This is a genomic window from Pantoea sp. SGAir0215 (assembly GCF_043543215.1).
On record NZ_CP028031.1, the window covers coordinates 799,359 to 816,201 of the forward strand.

Genomic DNA, 16,843 nt, shown 5'->3' on the forward strand with positions numbered 1-16,843 from the left:
ATTACCTCAGGCGCTTCTGAACGCGGCTTCATCGATCGGTTTGACGGCGGGATACCAGCTTTCGTGTTGGCGCGCTTTCTCAAGCAGCAGGGCAGGGAGCGCATACAGCCCACCCAATGACGAATAACGTTTCGCCTGATCCACCACGTTGCCGTTACCCAAAGTGTCGAGATAACGGAAAGCACCGCCACGGAAAGGCGGGAATCCCAGACCATAGACCAGCGCCATGTCTGCTTCAGCAGGTGAGGCGATAATCTTCTCTTCCAGGCAGCGAACCACTTCATTCAACATCGGCAGCATCATGCGATTCAGAATCTCTTCATCACTGAATATCCGTTTAGGCTGGCAGGCGGGTTCGAGTAAGGCATCGACCTCTGCATCGGACACTTTTTTCGGTTTCCCTTTTTTGTCTTCTTCCCAGCGCCAGAAACCCAGACCATTTTTCTGACCAAAACGCTTCGCCTCAAACAGAATATCGATCGCATCGCGATAGTCTTTTTTCATCCGTTCAGGAAAACCGTCCGCCATGACGCTTTGCGCATGATGCGCGGTATCAATGCCCACGACATCCAGCAGCCATGAAGGCCCCATCGGCCAGCCAAACTGTTTTTCCATTACCTTGTCGATCTGGCGGAAGTCCGCACCATCACGCAACAGCATGCCGAAGGCAGCGAAGTAGGGGAACAAAACGCGGTTAACAAAGAAACCCGGACAGTCATTCACCACCACCGGGGTTTTACCCATTTTACTGGCCCAGGCGACAACTTTACCCAGCGTGGCCTCACTGGTTTTCTCTCCACGGATCACCTCTACCAGCGGCATACGTGGAACCGGGTTAAAGAAGTGCATGCCACAAAAATTTTCTGGACGCTGCAACGCCTGCGCCAGATGGCTGATGGGGATGGTTGAGGTGTTTGACGCCAGAATGGCATCAGCGCGCATATGGGTTTCGGTTTCAGCCAGAACGCTAGCCTTGATTTTCGGATTTTCGACGACGGCTTCTACCACGATGTCGGCCTGGTCGAAACCGGCATAATCGAGAGTAGGCTGAATAGTGGCAATGACGCTGGCCAGCTTGTTTCCGTCTATTTTACCGCGTTCCAGTTGCTTATTCAGAAGCTTACTGGCTTCATTCATGCCCAGCGTCAGCGCCTGCGGATTGATATCCTTAATTTTAACCGGCACGCCTTTCCATGCCGATTGATAGCTGATTCCACCGCCCATAATGCCGGCGCCCAGCACGGCGGCCTGTTTGGGCGGGCCGCTTTCACTGCTGCGTTTTTTGGCCAGACTTTTGATGTACTGATCGTTGAGGAAAATCCCGACGAGCGCGCGGGCCACATCTGACTGTGCCAGCGGAACGAACGCTGCGGTTTCCAGCTTTAGCGCATCATCGCGGCCCAGCGCTGCTGCCGCTTCAATGGTTTTAACGGCAGTGACTGGCGCAGGGTAGTGTTTCCCCGCCGTTTGCATCACCATGCCTTTGGCTATCGTAAAGCTCATCGCGGCTTCAACGGGGCTGAGTTTCAACGGAGCCAGTTTAGGGGCGCGACGGGCACGCCAGCTGCCGTCGTGGGCGGCCGCTTTTAGCATGGTTAACGCAGCATCACGCAGCTTATCGTTGCTGACAACCGCATCCACCAGACCCAGTTTCAGCGCTTCAACACCGTCAACATCTTTGCCTGCGGCAATGATTTCCATTGCACTGTCGGCACCTAACAGACGAGGAAGACGCACGCTGCCGCCAAAACCCGGCATGATGCCCAGCTTCGTTTCCGGTAACCCCAGGCGGGCCGTCGGTGTGGCAACGCGCAAATCCGTGGCCAGTACACATTCACAGCCACCGCCCAGCGCATAGCCCTCAATCGCCGAGATCGTGGGCACCGGTAAATCTTCCAGACGATTGAAGATACTGTTGGCGAAGGTCAGCCACTGACTCAGTTTCTCTGTCGGCGCATCAAAGAGCGCCAGGAATTCAGTAATGTCCGCACCCACGATAAAGGCGGGTTTTGCTGATCGCAGAAGCACACCGCGCAGGCCGGCATGTTTTTCCAGCACCGTTACCGCATCGCCAAGACTGGCCACGGTTTGCGTATCCAGCTTGTTAACGGAGCCGGGGGCATCAAAGACCAGCTCGACAATACCATCGTCCAACTGGTGAAGAGTGAGGTTAGCGCCTTGGTAGAGCATGTACGTCTCCTGAAACCGCGAAAGGTGATCTGGTCATACCAGATGATCGTGAGTTTGGGAGGGATGTTAATTTTTTGCAAACAGCTCTTTGTTTATTTGCTAACAAGATCACAGCCACGGGGAACCCGGCATCCGGATTTTGCCTGTGATAAACTGCGGCTTTTCCGGACACTGGAGAGGCGGCAATGGATTCACTTAAGAGCTTGTATCACGCGCATATTACGACCTTGCAACAACGTGCTCAGCAGGTATTGGCACGTCATAAACTGGACGCCATGCTGATCCATTCCGGCGAGCTACTCACCGTATTTCTGGACGACCACACGTATCCGTTTAAGGTCAACCCGCAGTTCAAGTCCTGGGTGCCGGTAACACAGGTACCTAACTGTTGGCTGTGGATCGATGGCGTGAACAAACCGAAATTGTGGTTCTATTCGCCGGTGGATTACTGGCACAACGTTGAACCGCTTCCGCACAGTTTCTGGACCGACGACATTGAGATTATCGGGCTGGCAAACGCGAATGCCATTGGCGATCTCCTGCCTGCTCAGCGCGAAAATGTTGCCTATATTGGCCCGGTCGTCGAACGCGCTGCGCAGTTAGGCATTACGGCAGGCAACATCAATCCTAAAGCGGTGATCGATTTCCTGCATTATCACCGCAGTATTAAAACTGACTACGAACTGAGCTGTATGCGTCAGGCGCAGAAAATTGCCGTGGCAGGACATCGCGCTGCCAAAGAAGCGTTTGCGGCAGGTCTGAGTGAATTCGATATTAATCAGGCGTACCTGACCGCGACTGGTCATCGCGATACGGATGTCCCTTACGGCAACATTATTGCATTGAACGAACATGCTGCCGTGTTGCATTACACCAAACTGGATCATCAGCCACCGGCTAAGCGCTACAGTTTCCTGATTGATGCCGGGGCGGAATATCAGGGATATGCCGCTGACCTGACCCGCAGCTATGCCGCACAAAGCGGATCGCTGTATGCCAAAATGGTGGAGGCGATGAATGCGGAAGAGCTGGCCTTGATTGCGACGTTGAAAGCGGGCGTGCGCTACACCGATTACCATCTGCAAATGCATCAGCGCATTGCAAAATTGCTGGTGAAGTTTGATTTGGTCCACGGCATCAGTGAAGAGGCGTTGGTGGCCGAAGACCTGACCGGTCCGTTTATGCCACACGGTTTAGGTCATCCGCTGGGCCTGCAGGTTCATGATGTCGCCGGATTTATGCAGGATGAAAGCGGGACGCACCTGGCTGCGCCAGCGCAATATCCTTACCTGCGTTGCACCCGTGTCATCCAGCCGGGGATGGTGTTAACCATCGAGCCAGGCTTCTACATTATTGATTCACTGCTGGCACCGCTGCGCGCTGGCAAATTCAGTGCGCATTTTAACTGGCAGGCACTGGATGCGCTTAAGCCTTACGGCGGCATTCGCATTGAAGATAACGTGGTTATTCATGCTAATCGCGTTGAAAACATGACGCGCGACCTGCACCTCGCCTGATGGAGGCTTACGATATTCCTGCGCAAGCGCTAAGCGTGAGCGAGGAGACCATCAAAAAGAGCCGGTTTATTACGTTACTGGCGCACACGGACGGTGTCGAAGCCGCGCGGGCTTTTGTCCAGCAGGTAAAACAGGATCATCCGACGGCCCGGCATCATTGCTGGGCCTGGGTGGCGGGCGCGCCGGATGATTCGCAGCAGTTGGGGTTTTCCGATGACGGCGAACCTTCGGGAACGGCGGGGAAACCTATGCTGGCGCAGTTGATGGGGGCGGGCATAGGGGAAATCACCGCCGTCGTCGTGCGTTACTACGGCGGCATCATGCTGGGGACGGGCGGTCTGGTAAAGGCTTATGGCGGCGGTGTCCAGCAAGGGCTGAAACAGCTTGAGCGCCAGCGAAAAGTCCCGGTAAGGTTGTTCACGTTGCAGTGTGACTACGCCCAGTTGAGCGACATTGAGCGTCTGGTGCAGCGCTACGACGGCAGCATTACTGAAAGTCATTATTGCGACCGTATCGCGATGACGCTGGCTTTGCCTTATGGACAAATTGAGGGATTTAAGCAAAATCTGTCAGACTTCAGCCGGGGTGCGTTAACGCTTCTTCCGCTTATACCATGATGTTCTTCTCTTTAACTAAAGGAACGGCTTAATGCATTTTCGCGCCATTACCCGCATTGTCGGTCTGCTGGTGATCCTCTTCTCGGTGACGATGATTGTACCCGGCCTCGTTGCGCTGATTTATCGGGATGGTGCCGGCCGCGCCTTCAGCCAGACGTTTATGATGGCTCTGGTGATTGGTTCATTATTGTGGTGGCCAAACCGTAAGAAGAAAACGGAGCTTAAGCCGCGCGAAGGGTTTCTGATCGTGGTGCTGTTCTGGACCGTGCTGGGCAGCGTCGGGGCCATGCCGTTTATCTTTGCCGAACAGCCGCATCTGTCGGTTACCGATGCCTTTTTTGAATCCTTTTCCGGGTTAACCACCACCGGTGCGACGACGCTGGTGGGGCTGGACTCTTTGCCTAAAGCGATTCTGTTCTATCGCCAGATGCTGCAGTGGCTTGGCGGTATGGGAATCATTGTGCTCGCGGTGGCGATTCTGCCGATTCTGGGCGTCGGTGGGATGCAGCTTTACCGTGCCGAAATGCCCGGTCCGTTGAAAGACAATAAGATGCGTCCGCGTATTGCCGAAACGGCCAAGACGCTATGGCTTATCTATGTATTACTGACGGTGGCCTGCGCACTGGCATTATGGTTTGCCGGAATGCCCGCCTTCGATGCCATTGGGCACAGCTTTTCGACGATTGCTATTGGGGGATTTTCAACCCACGATGCCAGTATCGGCTATTTCCAGAGCGGCACCATTAATACGATTGTGGCCGTGTTCCTGCTGATCTCCGGCTGTAACTACGGCCTGCACTTCTCTTTACTAAGTAACCGCAATCTTCGGGTGTACTTACGCGATCCCGAATTTCGTATGTTTATCGGTGTGCAACTGACGCTGGTACTGATCTGTACAGTGGTACTGTGGTTCCATAATGTTTATGACAGTGGCTGGCAAACGTTGAATCAGGCGTTTTTCCAGGTTGTCTCGATGGCGACGACAGCGGGATTCACTACAGACAGTATTGCGCGCTGGCCGCTGTTCCTGCCGGTTTTGCTGCTGTGCTCTGCGTTCATTGGCGGCTGTGCCGGTTCGACGGGCGGTGGCCTGAAAGTGATCCGCATCCTGCTGCTGTGTAAACAGGGGAATCGCGAACTCAAACGCCTTGTCCATCCCAATGCGGTTTACACCATTAAGCTGGGTAATCGCGCGTTGCCAGAACGCATCCTGGAAGCGGTCTGGGGATTCTTCTCTGCGTATGCGCTGGTCTTCCTGATCAGTATGCTGGCCATTATTGCCACCGGCGTGGATGATTTTTCTGCGTTTGCCGCGGTCGCCGCAACGTTAAACAACCTGGGGCCCGGTCTGGGTGTTGTAGCGGATAACTTCACCTCAATGAATGATGTGGCAAAGTGGATTTTAATTTCGACTATGCTGTTTGGTCGCCTTGAGGTATTCACGTTGCTGGTGTTATTCACGCCAACCTTCTGGCGAGAATAACTAATAAGGATGCAGATGATGAAAGCATTAATTCTCTTTTCGACCCGTGACGGTCAGACGCAAAAAATCGCTTCCGCTATGGCGGAGGCGATTAAGGGCGAGCAAGCGTGCGATGTGATGAATATTCAGGATGCAAACGCGATTGACTGGCAGCAGTATGATCGGGTGCTGATTGGGGCTTCAATCCGTTATGGTCACTTTCAGCCCGCCGTAAACGAATTTGTTAAGCAGAACCTGGCCGCATTGCAGCAGCGCGTCAACGGCTTCTTCTCCGTGAATCTTACGGCGCGTAAGCCAGAGAAGCGGACGCCGGAAACCAATGCCTATACCGTTAAGTTTTTAGCGCAGTCCCCCTGGAAGCCCGATTGCTGTGCGGTTTTTGCTGGTGCACTGTATTATCCCCGCTATCGTTGGTTTGATCGGGTCATGATTAAGTTGATTATGCGCATGACCGGCGGCGAAACGGATACGACGAAGGAAGTTGAGTATACGGACTGGGAGCAGGTGCGCGGTTTCGCCAGAGATTTTGCACAGTTACCAGGCAAATCGTACTGAAATAACGCGATCTGGCGAAATTTGAGACGAACAGTAATATTTTTGCAATTAACCCTTGTCAGGCCGCGCGAACTCCCTATAATGCGCCTCCATCGACACGGCACAACGGCTTACGGAATGCGGTGTTGAGAGGGTCAGGCAACTGAGCCGCCGGAGAAAAACTTCTGAAAAAGAGGTTGACTCTGAAGGAGGAAAGCGTAATATACGCCACCTCGCAACAGACGGTTAACCCGCTGGTTGCACTGCTCTTTAACAATTTATCAGACAATCTGTGTGGGCACTCGCAGGATTGATATCCGCGTCTCCGGACGCAAAAAATATCAAGTCTTAAGAGTGAACACGTATTGAAATTCATTACGACGTTTTCCTTGAGCATCGCTGCACTGGTTGCAGCAAATCAAACTTTAAATTGAAGAGTTTGATCATGGCTCAGATTGAACGCTGGCGGCAGGCCTAACACATGCAAGTCGGACGGTAGCACAGAGGAGCTTGCTCCTCGGGTGACGAGTGGCGGACGGGTGAGTAATGTCTGGGAAACTGCCCGATGGAGGGGGATAACTACTGGAAACGGTAGCTAATACCGCATAACGTCGCAAGACCAAAGTGGGGGACCTTCGGGCCTCACACCATCGGATGTGCCCAGATGGGATTAGCTTGTAGGCGGGGTAACGGCCCACCTAGGCGACGATCCCTAGCTGGTCTGAGAGGATGACCAGCCACACTGGAACTGAGACACGGTCCAGACTCCTACGGGAGGCAGCAGTGGGGAATATTGCACAATGGGCGCAAGCCTGATGCAGCCATGCCGCGTGTATGAAGAAGGCCTTCGGGTTGTAAAGTACTTTCAGCGGGGAGGAAGGTGTTGAGGTTAATAACCTCAGCAATTGACGTTACCCGCAGAAGAAGCACCGGCTAACTCCGTGCCAGCAGCCGCGGTAATACGGAGGGTGCAAGCGTTAATCGGAATTACTGGGCGTAAAGCGCACGCAGGCGGTCTGTTAAGTCAGATGTGAAATCCCCGGGCTTAACCTGGGAACTGCATTTGAAACTGGCAGGCTTGAGTCTCGTAGAGGGGGGTAGAATTCCAGGTGTAGCGGTGAAATGCGTAGAGATCTGGAGGAATACCGGTGGCGAAGGCGGCCCCCTGGACGAAGACTGACGCTCAGGTGCGAAAGCGTGGGGAGCAAACAGGATTAGATACCCTGGTAGTCCACGCCGTAAACGATGTCGACTTGGAGGTTGTTCCCTTGAGGAGTGGCTTCCGGAGCTAACGCGTTAAGTCGACCGCCTGGGGAGTACGGCCGCAAGGTTAAAACTCAAATGAATTGACGGGGGCCCGCACAAGCGGTGGAGCATGTGGTTTAATTCGATGCAACGCGAAGAACCTTACCTACTCTTGACATCCAGCGAACTTGGCAGAGATGCCTTGGTGCCTTCGGGAACGCTGAGACAGGTGCTGCATGGCTGTCGTCAGCTCGTGTTGTGAAATGTTGGGTTAAGTCCCGCAACGAGCGCAACCCTTATCCTTTGTTGCCAGCGATTCGGTCGGGAACTCAAAGGAGACTGCCGGTGATAAACCGGAGGAAGGTGGGGATGACGTCAAGTCATCATGGCCCTTACGAGTAGGGCTACACACGTGCTACAATGGCGCATACAAAGAGAAGCGACCTCGCGAGAGCAAGCGGACCTCATAAAGTGCGTCGTAGTCCGGATCGGAGTCTGCAACTCGACTCCGTGAAGTCGGAATCGCTAGTAATCGTGGATCAGAATGCCACGGTGAATACGTTCCCGGGCCTTGTACACACCGCCCGTCACACCATGGGAGTGGGTTGCAAAAGAAGTAGGTAGCTTAACCTCCGGGAGGGCGCTTACCACTTTGTGATTCATGACTGGGGTGAAGTCGTAACAAGGTAACCGTAGGGGAACCTGCGGTTGGATCACCTCCTTACCTGAAGATACCTTCGTGCGAAGTGCTCACACAGATTGTCTGATAGAAAGTCACGAGCAGAAAAAACCTCTACAGGCTTGTAGCTCAGGTGGTTAGAGCGCACCCCTGATAAGGGTGAGGTCGGTGGTTCAAGTCCACTCAGGCCTACCAACTTCGCACTCATGCTGCGTTATGTCTCCGGCTCGCATAGTTCACTATGCTTCGCGGACACACGCCTTGCCTGAGCACGAAGTGCATTTCTCATGAAGTGCACGCAGTTGAGTGGTGGTAGTGGTCTCTGCAGTAACTGTATGGGGCTATAGCTCAGCTGGGAGAGCGCCTGCCTTGCACGCAGGAGGTCAGCGGTTCGATCCCGCTTAGCTCCACCATACTTGCTGTTTTTTTCTGACAATACTTCAGAGCGTACCGGTAACGGTGTGCTGCGAAGTATTATGCTCTTTAACAATCCGGAACAAGCTGAAAATTTGAAACGACGCACGTCGTGTTCCTCCGTAATAAGGAACACAGCACGATGCGTTCGGGTCTCTCAAAAGCTCACGACACGCAAGCGCAAAACGCCTGTGGGTTGTGAGGTTAAGCGACCAAGCGTACACGGTGGATGCCCTGGCAGTCAGAGGCGATGAAGGGCGTGCTAATCTGCGATAAGCGCCGGTAAGGTGATATGAACCGCTACAACCGGCGATACCCGAATGGGGAAACCCAGTGTGACTCGTCACACTATCATGCAGTGAATACATAGCGGCATGAGGCGAACCGGGGGAACTGAAACATCTAAGTACCCCGAGGAAAAGAAATCAACCGAGATTCCCCCAGTAGCGGCGAGCGAACGGGGAGGAGCCCAGAACCTGCATCAGCTTGTGCATCAGTGGAAGCGTCTGGAAAGTCGCAGGGTACAGGGTGATACTCCCGTACACAAAGGTGCACAGGCTGTGAGTTCGATGAGTAAGGCGGGACACGTGGTATCCTGTCTGAATATGGGGGGACCATCCTCCAAGGCTAAATACTCCTGACTGACCGATAGTGAACCAGTACCGTGAGGGAAAGGCGAAAAGAACCCCGGCGAGGGGAGTGAAACAGAACCTGAAACCGTGTACGTACAAGCAGTGGGAGCACCTTCGTGGTGTGACTGCGTACCTTTTGTATAATGGGTCAGCGACTTATATTCTGTAGCAAGGTTAACCGTATAGGGGAGCCGCAGGGAAACCGAGTCTTAACTGGGCGTTAAGTTGCAGGGTATAGACCCGAAACCCGGTGATCTAGCCATGGGCAGGTTGAAGGTTGGGTAACACTAACTGGAGGACCGAACCGACTAATGTTGAAAAATTAGCGGATGACCTGTGGCTGGGGGTGAAAGGCCAATCAAACCGGGAGATAGCTGGTTCTCCCCGAAAGCTATTTAGGTAGCGCCTCGTGAACTCATCTCCGGGGGTAGAGCACTGTTTCGGCTAGGGGGCCATCCCGGCTTACCAACCCGATGCAAACTGCGAATACCGGAGAATGTTATCACGGGAGACACACGGCGGGTGCTAACGTCCGTCGTGAAGAGGGAAACAACCCAGACCGCCAGCTAAGGTCCCAAAGTCATGGTTAAGTGGGAAACGATGTGGGAAGGCACAGACAGCCAGGATGTTGGCTTAGAAGCAGCCATCATTTAAAGAAAGCGTAATAGCTCACTGGTCGAGTCGGCCTGCGCGGAAGATGTAACGGGGCTAAACCATGCACCGAAGCTGCGGCAGCGACGCGCAAGCGTTGCTGGGTAGGGGAGCGTTCTGTAAGCCGCTGAAGGTGTGCTGTGAGGCATGCTGGAGGTATCAGAAGTGCGAATGCTGACATAAGTAACGATAAACAAGGTGAAAAACCTTGTCGCCGGAAGACCAAGGGTTCCTGTTCAACGTTAATCGGAGCAGGGTGAGTCGACCCCTAAGGCGAGGCCGAAAGGCGTAGTCGATGGGAAACAGGTTAATATTCCTGTACTTGGTGTTACTGCGAAGGGGGGACGGAGAAGGCTATATCGGCCGGGCGACGGTTGTCCCGGTTTAAGCGTGTAGGTGTGTGCGCCAGGCAAATCCGGTGCACTTTACACTGAGGCGTGACGACGAGGCACTACGGTGCTGAAGTGATAAATGCCCTGCTTCCAGGAAAAGCCTCTAAGCATCAGGTAACACGAAATCGTACCCCAAACCGACACAGGTGGTCAGGTAGAGAATACCCAGGCGCTTGAGAGAACTCGGGTGAAGGAACTAGGCAAAATGGTGCCGTAACTTCGGGAGAAGGCACGCTGGCGCGTAGGTGAGGGGACTTGCTCCCGGAGCCGAGGCCAGTCGAAGATACCAGCTGGCTGCAACTGTTTATTAAAAACACAGCACTGTGCAAACACGAAAGTGGACGTATACGGTGTGACGCCTGCCCGGTGCCGGAAGGTTAATTGATGGGGTTATCCGTAAGGAGAAGCTCTTGATCGAAGCCCCGGTAAACGGCGGCCGTAACTATAACGGTCCTAAGGTAGCGAAATTCCTTGTCGGGTAAGTTCCGACCTGCACGAATGGCGTAATGATGGCCAGGCTGTCTCCACCCGAGACTCAGTGAAATTGAAATCGCTGTGAAGATGCAGTGTACCCGCGGCAAGACGGAAAGACCCCGTGAACCTTTACTACAGCTTGACACTGAACACTGAGCCTTGATGTGTAGGATAGGTGGGAGGCTTTGAAGCGTGGACGCCAGTCTGCGTGGAGCCGTCCTTGAAATACCACCCTTTAATGTTTGGTGTTCTAACGTGGGCCCGTGATCCGGGCTGCGGACAGTGTCTGGTGGGTAGTTTGACTGGGGCGGTCTCCTCCCAAAGCGTAACGGAGGAGCACGAAGGTTGGCTAATCCTGGTCGGACATCAGGAGGTTAGTGCAATGGCATAAGCCAGCTTGACTGCGAGAGTGACGGCTCGAGCAGGTGCGAAAGCAGGTCATAGTGATCCGGTGGTTCTGAATGGAAGGGCCATCGCTCAACGGATAAAAGGTACTCCGGGGATAACAGGCTGATACCGCCCAAGAGTTCATATCGACGGCGGTGTTTGGCACCTCGATGTCGGCTCATCACATCCTGGGGCTGAAGTAGGTCCCAAGGGTACGGCTGTTCGCCGTTTAAAGTGGTACGCGAGCTGGGTTTAGAACGTCGTGAGACAGTTCGGTCCCTATCTGCCGTGGGCGCTGGAGAATTGAGGGGGGTTGCTCCTAGTACGAGAGGACCGGAGTGAACGCACCGCTGGTGTCCGGGTTGTCACGCCAGTGGCACTGCCCGGTAGCTAAGTGCGGAAAAGATAAGTGCTGAAAGCATCTAAGCACGAAACTTGCCCCGAGATGAGTTCTCCCTGAGACTTTAAGTCTCCTGAAGGGACGTTGAAGACGACGACGTTGATAGGCCGGGTGTGTAAGCGCAGCGATGCGTTGAGCTTACCGGTACTAATGACCCGTGAGGCTTAACCTTACAACGCCAGAGGCGTTTTGGGTTGAGAGACAGAAAGAATTTTCAGCCTTGTTTACCGGATAACGCCGTGCGGCCCGAGGGGGCGGTGCGGCAGACAGAATCTGCCTGGCGGCTTTAGCGCGGTGGTCCCACCTGACCCCATGCCGAACTCAGAAGTGAAACGCCGTAGCGCCGATGGTAGTGTGGGGTCTCCCCATGCGAGAGTAGGGAACTGCCAGGCATCAATCAGGTGAAGAAGCCCCGTACGGAAGTACGGGGCTTTTTTACGTCCGCCGTCCGGAGAGAGCGGGGCCTGCCGGACCTCTGCGGGCTTCACAGATCTCTGCCGTCGCCTGCCGGTCATCCTCCCTGGTCCGTTTACCTTGCCTCTGCATGTAAAAGGAAAGAATATGTCGTCAGCGGCCCTTTCCTGTCTATGCCTTTTAGCCCATGCTTTGCATCAATCTCTCCAGTGAATAGCTAAACAGACTGCGATCAAACCGCGCTGTTTAAACGTGCGGTTGGCAAAACGGCCTGGATGAAACGGATGCCCACCTCTACAAAGTTCTGCTGATACTTCACAATTGTTCCGCCTGTGTTTTTAGCTGCTTTAAACAACTCACATTCCATCAGCTTCCCCTGTCGTCATGCCCGCGACGGTTTCTGTACACGATTTCTTTCTACCCGTTCAGCGTTCTGAGTGGCTGATATGCAGCGAAAAACGTCTTCGCACGCAAATTCCCTCTCAATCCGTTCATGATGCGGTAAACTACGGCCAGATTAACCCCGTGAAGGCCTTATCATGTCCAGCTCGTATACCTCCTTAAAAGCCGACAATACGCTCGGTCTTGATGTCAGCACACAAATTCGTATTGTCGCCGAAACGCCTGAAGCCATACTTGCGGCATGGCAGATGAGCCAGCGTAACCAGCAACCCTTTTTGATCCTGGGTGAAGGCAGCAATGTACTGTTTCTTGAGGACTTCGCGGGCATTGTGGTACTCAACCGCATCGCTGGAGTTGAAATACGCGACGAGAATGAGCGCTGGAAGCTGCATGTTGGCGCGGGTGAAAACTGGCATCGACTGGTAAAAATGACGCTGGAAAAAGGGATTTCCGGACTAGAGAACCTGGCACTTATTCCCGGTATGGTCGGCTCTGCCCCCATCCAGAATATCGGCGCCTATGGCGTTGAACTGAAAGATGTCTGTGAATATGTAGACGTGCTGAATTTGCAAACCGGCGTCACTGAGCGTTTAAGCCGTGACGATTGCCAGTTTGGCTATCGCGACAGCATTTTTAAACATCAGTACCAGTCGGGCTATACGATTGTTGCCGTCGGGTTTTCATTAACCAAACAGTGGCAACCGGTGCTGACGTATGGCGATTTAAAGACGCTTAATCCGGCGACTGCGAATGCCTGGGATGTGTTTCATGCCGTTTGCCATATGCGACAGAGCAAATTACCTGACCCCAAAATAACAGGCAATGTTGGCAGTTTTTTTAAAAATCCAGTGATTAGCCGCCAGCAGGCTGAAGTATTGCTTAATCACTATCCTGCGATGCCAAATTATCCCCAACCAGAGGGTACGGTAAAACTTGCCGCAGGCTGGTTAATCGATCAGTGTCAGCTTAAAGGCTGTCGCGTTGGCGGCGCGGAAGTTCATCAGCAGCAGGCATTAGTGCTGATTAATGCTGCCGATGCCACGCCAGGCGATATCGTTGCGCTGGCCAAAAAGGTGCGCGCACGCGTAGGTGAGAAATTTGATGTCTGGCTTGAGCCTGAGGTCCGTTTTATCCGGGCACAAGGTGAATGCAATGCGGTTGAGGTGATTGCATGAAAGACCACAGCGTACCGCTAAAGCTTATTGATATCCTGTCAGATGGCGAATTTCATTCTGGTGAGCAATTAGGTGAAACGCTCGGCATGAGCCGCGCAGCAATTAATAAACATATTCAGACGTTAAAAAGCTGGGGCCTTGAAGTGTATACGGTTACCGGGAAAGGCTACAGCTTCCCTGCACCGCTTCAGTTGCTCAATGAAGAGGCGATTCTTGGTCAGCTTTCTCAGCCCGATGTCGCCGTGATACCGGTTATCGATTCGACGAACCAGTATTTACTTGAGCGTATGGATTCACTGCCTTCAGGTGCCGTCTGTGTGGCGGAATATCAGCAAGCGGGACGCGGACGACGCGGGCGGCATTGGTTTTCTCCCTTCGGTGCTAATCTTTATATGTCTATGTACTGGCGTCTGGAGCAAGGGCCTGCTGCAGCGATGGGGCTCAGCCTGGTGATTGGTATAGTGATGGCAGAGACGCTTCAGTCATTAGGTGCGGAGGATGTTCGCGTAAAATGGCCGAATGATATTTACCTCCATGACAGAAAATTAGCAGGCATCTTAGTAGAGTTAACCGGTAAAACCGGCGATGCTGCGCAGATCGTAATGGGAGCGGGCATCAATTTAGCGATGCGAAATGCCGACGCGGCGCAAATCAATCAGGGCTGGATTAATCTGCAGGAAGCGGGCGTAACGCTTGATCGTAATGACCTGGCTGCAACGTTAATCAATCGCCTGCGTGAGGCACTACCTGTTTTTGAACAGGAAGGTCTGGCACCTTTTGTCGCACGCTGGGCAGGCTTAGACAACTTTATCAACCGTCCGGTCAGGTTACTGATGGGCGAGCGGGAAGTTCACGGCATTGCACGCGGCATTGATAATCAGGGTGGTTTGCTGCTGGAACAAGAGGGCGAAATTAAATCCTGGATGGGTGGGGAAATATCGCTGCGTCCCCTTTAAAAGTCTGTAAAGCCTGCTTTTAAGGCAGGCTTTATTGTCGTAACTTATTTTCTCAGGCGGACTTTTTCAACCGCATGATTACCACTTTTGGTCATAATCAAGCTGGCTCTTTCACGTGTAGGAAGAATATTCTCTTTCAGGTTCAGCCAGTTGATCTCTTTCCACAGCGATCCCGCGATCTTGATGGCCTCATCTTCAGGTAACTGTGCATAATGATGAAAATAAGAGTCGGGATCGGTGAAAGCGCCCTGGCGAAATTTCAGAAAGCGATTGATATACCAGTGCTGTAAAAGATCTTCTTCCGCATCGACATAGATAGAAAAATCGACAAAATCAGAAACAAATACGTGGTGCGGATCGTGAGGATAATCCATTCCACTTTGAAGAACGTTTAAGCCTTCCAGAATTAAAATATCGGGTTGTTGCACCACTTTATCCCCATCCGGAATAACGTCATAAATGAGATGGGAATAAACGGGCGCCGTCACCTGCTGGGCGCCAGACTTAAGGTCTGACACAAACTTAACTAACCGATGCATATCATAAGATTGAGGAAACCCTTTTTTCTTCATGAGACCGCGCTCTTTTAGTACCGAGTTCGGATGAAGGAAGCCATCAGTTGTAATTAACTCAACCTTACGGTGCTCAGGCCAGCGGCTGAGAAGCGCCTGTAAAACGCGGGCAGTCGTACTTTTCCCCACCGCAACGCTACCAGCAATACTGATAATGTAAGGGATCTTTTGCCCGTCTGTGCCCAGAAATTGTTCCAGAACAGCCTGGCGACGCACATTCGAACTTATATAGAAATTCAGCAAGCGTGAGAGCGGCAGATAGATTTCCGCCACCTCTTCAATAGAAAGGTCTTCGTTTATCCCTTTTAACTGAGCAATTTCATCCTCTGCCAGCGTCATGGGAACGGAGTCGCGTAATGACGCCCATTGTTCACGGGTGAACTGTAAATAAGGCGTGGTGAGTGATGTCGTTTTATCCATAAGTATACATTTGACTGCAGATTCAAACCAATCTGTACATTTTCACCGAAGATTACTCGGGCACGGTAGCGTAATGAATTGCGGGTCACAGAGTTATTAACGAGAACAATGGGCTGGAGGGTACCACCAGTATAGCTTTTAAAAGAAGTAAAAAATAAACGGGGATAAGCTTTCGTCGGCGCCTCCGCAATTTTAACAAATCCTTGATCAAGAGGCTTGATCTCTGTAATTACAGCATGCGATGTGACAGGTAAATCTTCAGCCCGGTGGGTAGCAATGATCAGGGCACGTAAACGGGCCTCCGCTCATTATCGTATGGTTCACTTAGCCAGCAGCCGGTTAACGAGCGGTCTTTCATGATAGCGCGTGCAACGAATCCGTGGCTGTCTGTTACTTTATGCCGGACGTTAAGCCGCAAATAAGGTGCGTGTCAGGCGCGTCAATGTTTTGGGGCGTGCTTTCATTCCCCAGATCATTTGTCTGAACATCCACACCGCACTTTATTGCCTTCAGAGACCAGTCTGCCCCAGGCACGGATACCTTCTGTACTCTCTTTCCCGTGACGAATAACCCTTACCACGACCCTTTCTCTGCCCTCGCATGGCGTGTCCATCAAATACCGTTGCTGCCAACATAAGGCCGCCACAGGCTTTGTGGTGTGCTTAAGCTGTCTGAGGGCCGAAGGAGAGAAGAAGCGCTTCAATCCGCCTGACCGGGTTTCTATGCAGGTTGAACCGGGAGGCACAGCGCGTTCTGGCAACAGAAGGGATAAACATAATGACTTTCGGCGGCGTTCCAGTTGGTCGCAGCCGTCATCGGTGCGGACAGGGTAGAATCTGCACATCAAGCATCGGGCTGTTCTCATGTGTCATGTGACTTCTCTGTTGTACGTAGGCATTACCTGTTCATATGCAACCTCGCTCATCTTCACCGCGTCGACATCAATACACATGCACTCGCGTGCCTGTCAGGCCAGTAACCGAACAGAGCAGCGCTGTCGGCCACAGAAAGCATACAAGCAATGCCTGATTCACGCGTATTGAAAGCGGTATTGTGCCAGTGTCCATTCCCACCTCTTTAGGTGCCAGTACGTTTTCTCTGCAACCCTGTCAACTTAACATCACTCATCGCTTACCCTGTGGTGGCGTTTTTGCACAAACAAACCGATATCCACAAACAAAAAACGGCTGTCGATGGAAAACACCGGGCAATAAATAAGCAATCGAGACGAATTTTGCATGATCAGCAAAAAAAGGGGACGTGAAAAAAGCCATCCACCAAAGAATGAA

General features: G+C 52.7%; 9 protein-coding genes, 2 tRNA genes and 3 rRNA genes. 11 read left to right on the forward strand and 3 right to left on the reverse strand.

The window, feature by feature from the left end:
• Window positions 1–6: 6 nt before the first annotated feature.
• On the reverse strand, window positions 7–2,190 hold the full coding sequence (fadB, locus tag C1N64_RS03870) for a fatty acid oxidation complex subunit alpha FadB (protein ID WP_054634711.1): 2,184 nt from the start codon (window positions 2,188–2,190) through the stop codon (window positions 7–9).
• A 185-nt stretch (window positions 2,191–2,375) separates the two neighbouring features.
• Here fadB and pepQ point away from each other — a divergent pair, with 185 nt between their 5' ends.
• From pepQ to rrf, 9 genes are all read left to right on the forward strand, one after another.
• Window positions 2,376–3,707, forward strand: a complete 1,332-nt coding sequence (gene pepQ / locus C1N64_RS03875; RefSeq protein WP_054634710.1) for a Xaa-Pro dipeptidase — start codon at window positions 2,376–2,378, stop codon at window positions 3,705–3,707.
• Entirely contained in the window at window positions 3,707–4,324 is a 618-nt protein-coding gene (locus C1N64_RS03880) for an IMPACT family protein (RefSeq protein ID WP_054634709.1), read from the forward strand. Before pepQ ends, C1N64_RS03880 begins: the two co-directional genes overlap by 1 nt.
• A 31-nt stretch (window positions 4,325–4,355) precedes the next feature.
• Window positions 4,356–5,807 (forward strand): Trk system potassium transporter TrkH, encoded by a 1,452-nt coding sequence (gene trkH, locus C1N64_RS03885; RefSeq protein ID WP_033737393.1) that lies wholly within the window; start codon window positions 4,356–4,358, stop codon window positions 5,805–5,807.
• A gap of 18 nt (window positions 5,808–5,825) precedes the next feature.
• Window positions 5,826–6,362: a menaquinone-dependent protoporphyrinogen IX dehydrogenase gene (gene hemG, locus C1N64_RS03890; protein ID WP_054634708.1), complete on the forward strand. Its 537-nt coding sequence runs from the start codon at window positions 5,826–5,828 to the stop codon at window positions 6,360–6,362.
• A 406-nt stretch (window positions 6,363–6,768) separates the two neighbouring features.
• A 16S ribosomal RNA gene (locus C1N64_RS03895) occupies window positions 6,769–8,310 on the forward strand.
• Window positions 8,311–8,383: 73 nt separating this feature from the next.
• Window positions 8,384–8,460: transfer RNA gene (locus tag C1N64_RS03900), tRNA-Ile, on the forward strand.
• A 142-nt stretch (window positions 8,461–8,602) separates the two neighbouring features.
• A tRNA-Ala gene (locus C1N64_RS03905) sits at window positions 8,603–8,678 on the forward strand.
• Window positions 8,679–8,881: 203 nt separating this feature from the next.
• Window positions 8,882–11,787 (forward strand): 23S ribosomal RNA (locus C1N64_RS03910).
• Between the two features lie 104 nt (window positions 11,788–11,891).
• Window positions 11,892–12,007, forward strand: a 5S ribosomal RNA gene (gene rrf, locus C1N64_RS03915).
• Together the 16S, 23S and 5S rRNA genes with 2 tRNA genes alongside form the textbook arrangement of a ribosomal RNA operon.
• Before the next feature lie 254 nt (window positions 12,008–12,261).
• Here the strand turns inward: rrf and C1N64_RS03920 are convergent.
• Complete coding sequence (locus C1N64_RS03920; protein ID WP_263757183.1) at window positions 12,262–12,396, reverse strand: hypothetical protein; 135 nt, start codon at window positions 12,394–12,396, stop codon at window positions 12,262–12,264.
• 172 nt (window positions 12,397–12,568) lie between these two features.
• Here C1N64_RS03920 and murB point away from each other — a divergent pair, with 172 nt between their 5' ends.
• Window positions 12,569–13,606, forward strand: a complete 1,038-nt coding sequence (gene murB / locus C1N64_RS03925) for a UDP-N-acetylmuramate dehydrogenase (RefSeq protein WP_375124749.1) — start codon at window positions 12,569–12,571, stop codon at window positions 13,604–13,606.
• On the forward strand, window positions 13,603–14,562 hold the full coding sequence (gene birA / locus C1N64_RS03930; RefSeq protein WP_006121490.1) for a bifunctional biotin--[acetyl-CoA-carboxylase] ligase/biotin operon repressor BirA: 960 nt from the start codon (window positions 13,603–13,605) through the stop codon (window positions 14,560–14,562). Before murB ends, birA begins: the two co-directional genes overlap by 4 nt.
• A 44-nt stretch (window positions 14,563–14,606) precedes the next feature.
• Here the strand turns inward: birA and coaA are convergent, their stop codons facing one another.
• Window positions 14,607–15,554, reverse strand: coding sequence for a type I pantothenate kinase (gene coaA / locus C1N64_RS03935; RefSeq protein ID WP_006121491.1), 948 nt, complete (start codon window positions 15,552–15,554; stop codon window positions 14,607–14,609).
• Window positions 15,555–16,843: the final 1,289 nt, after the last annotated feature.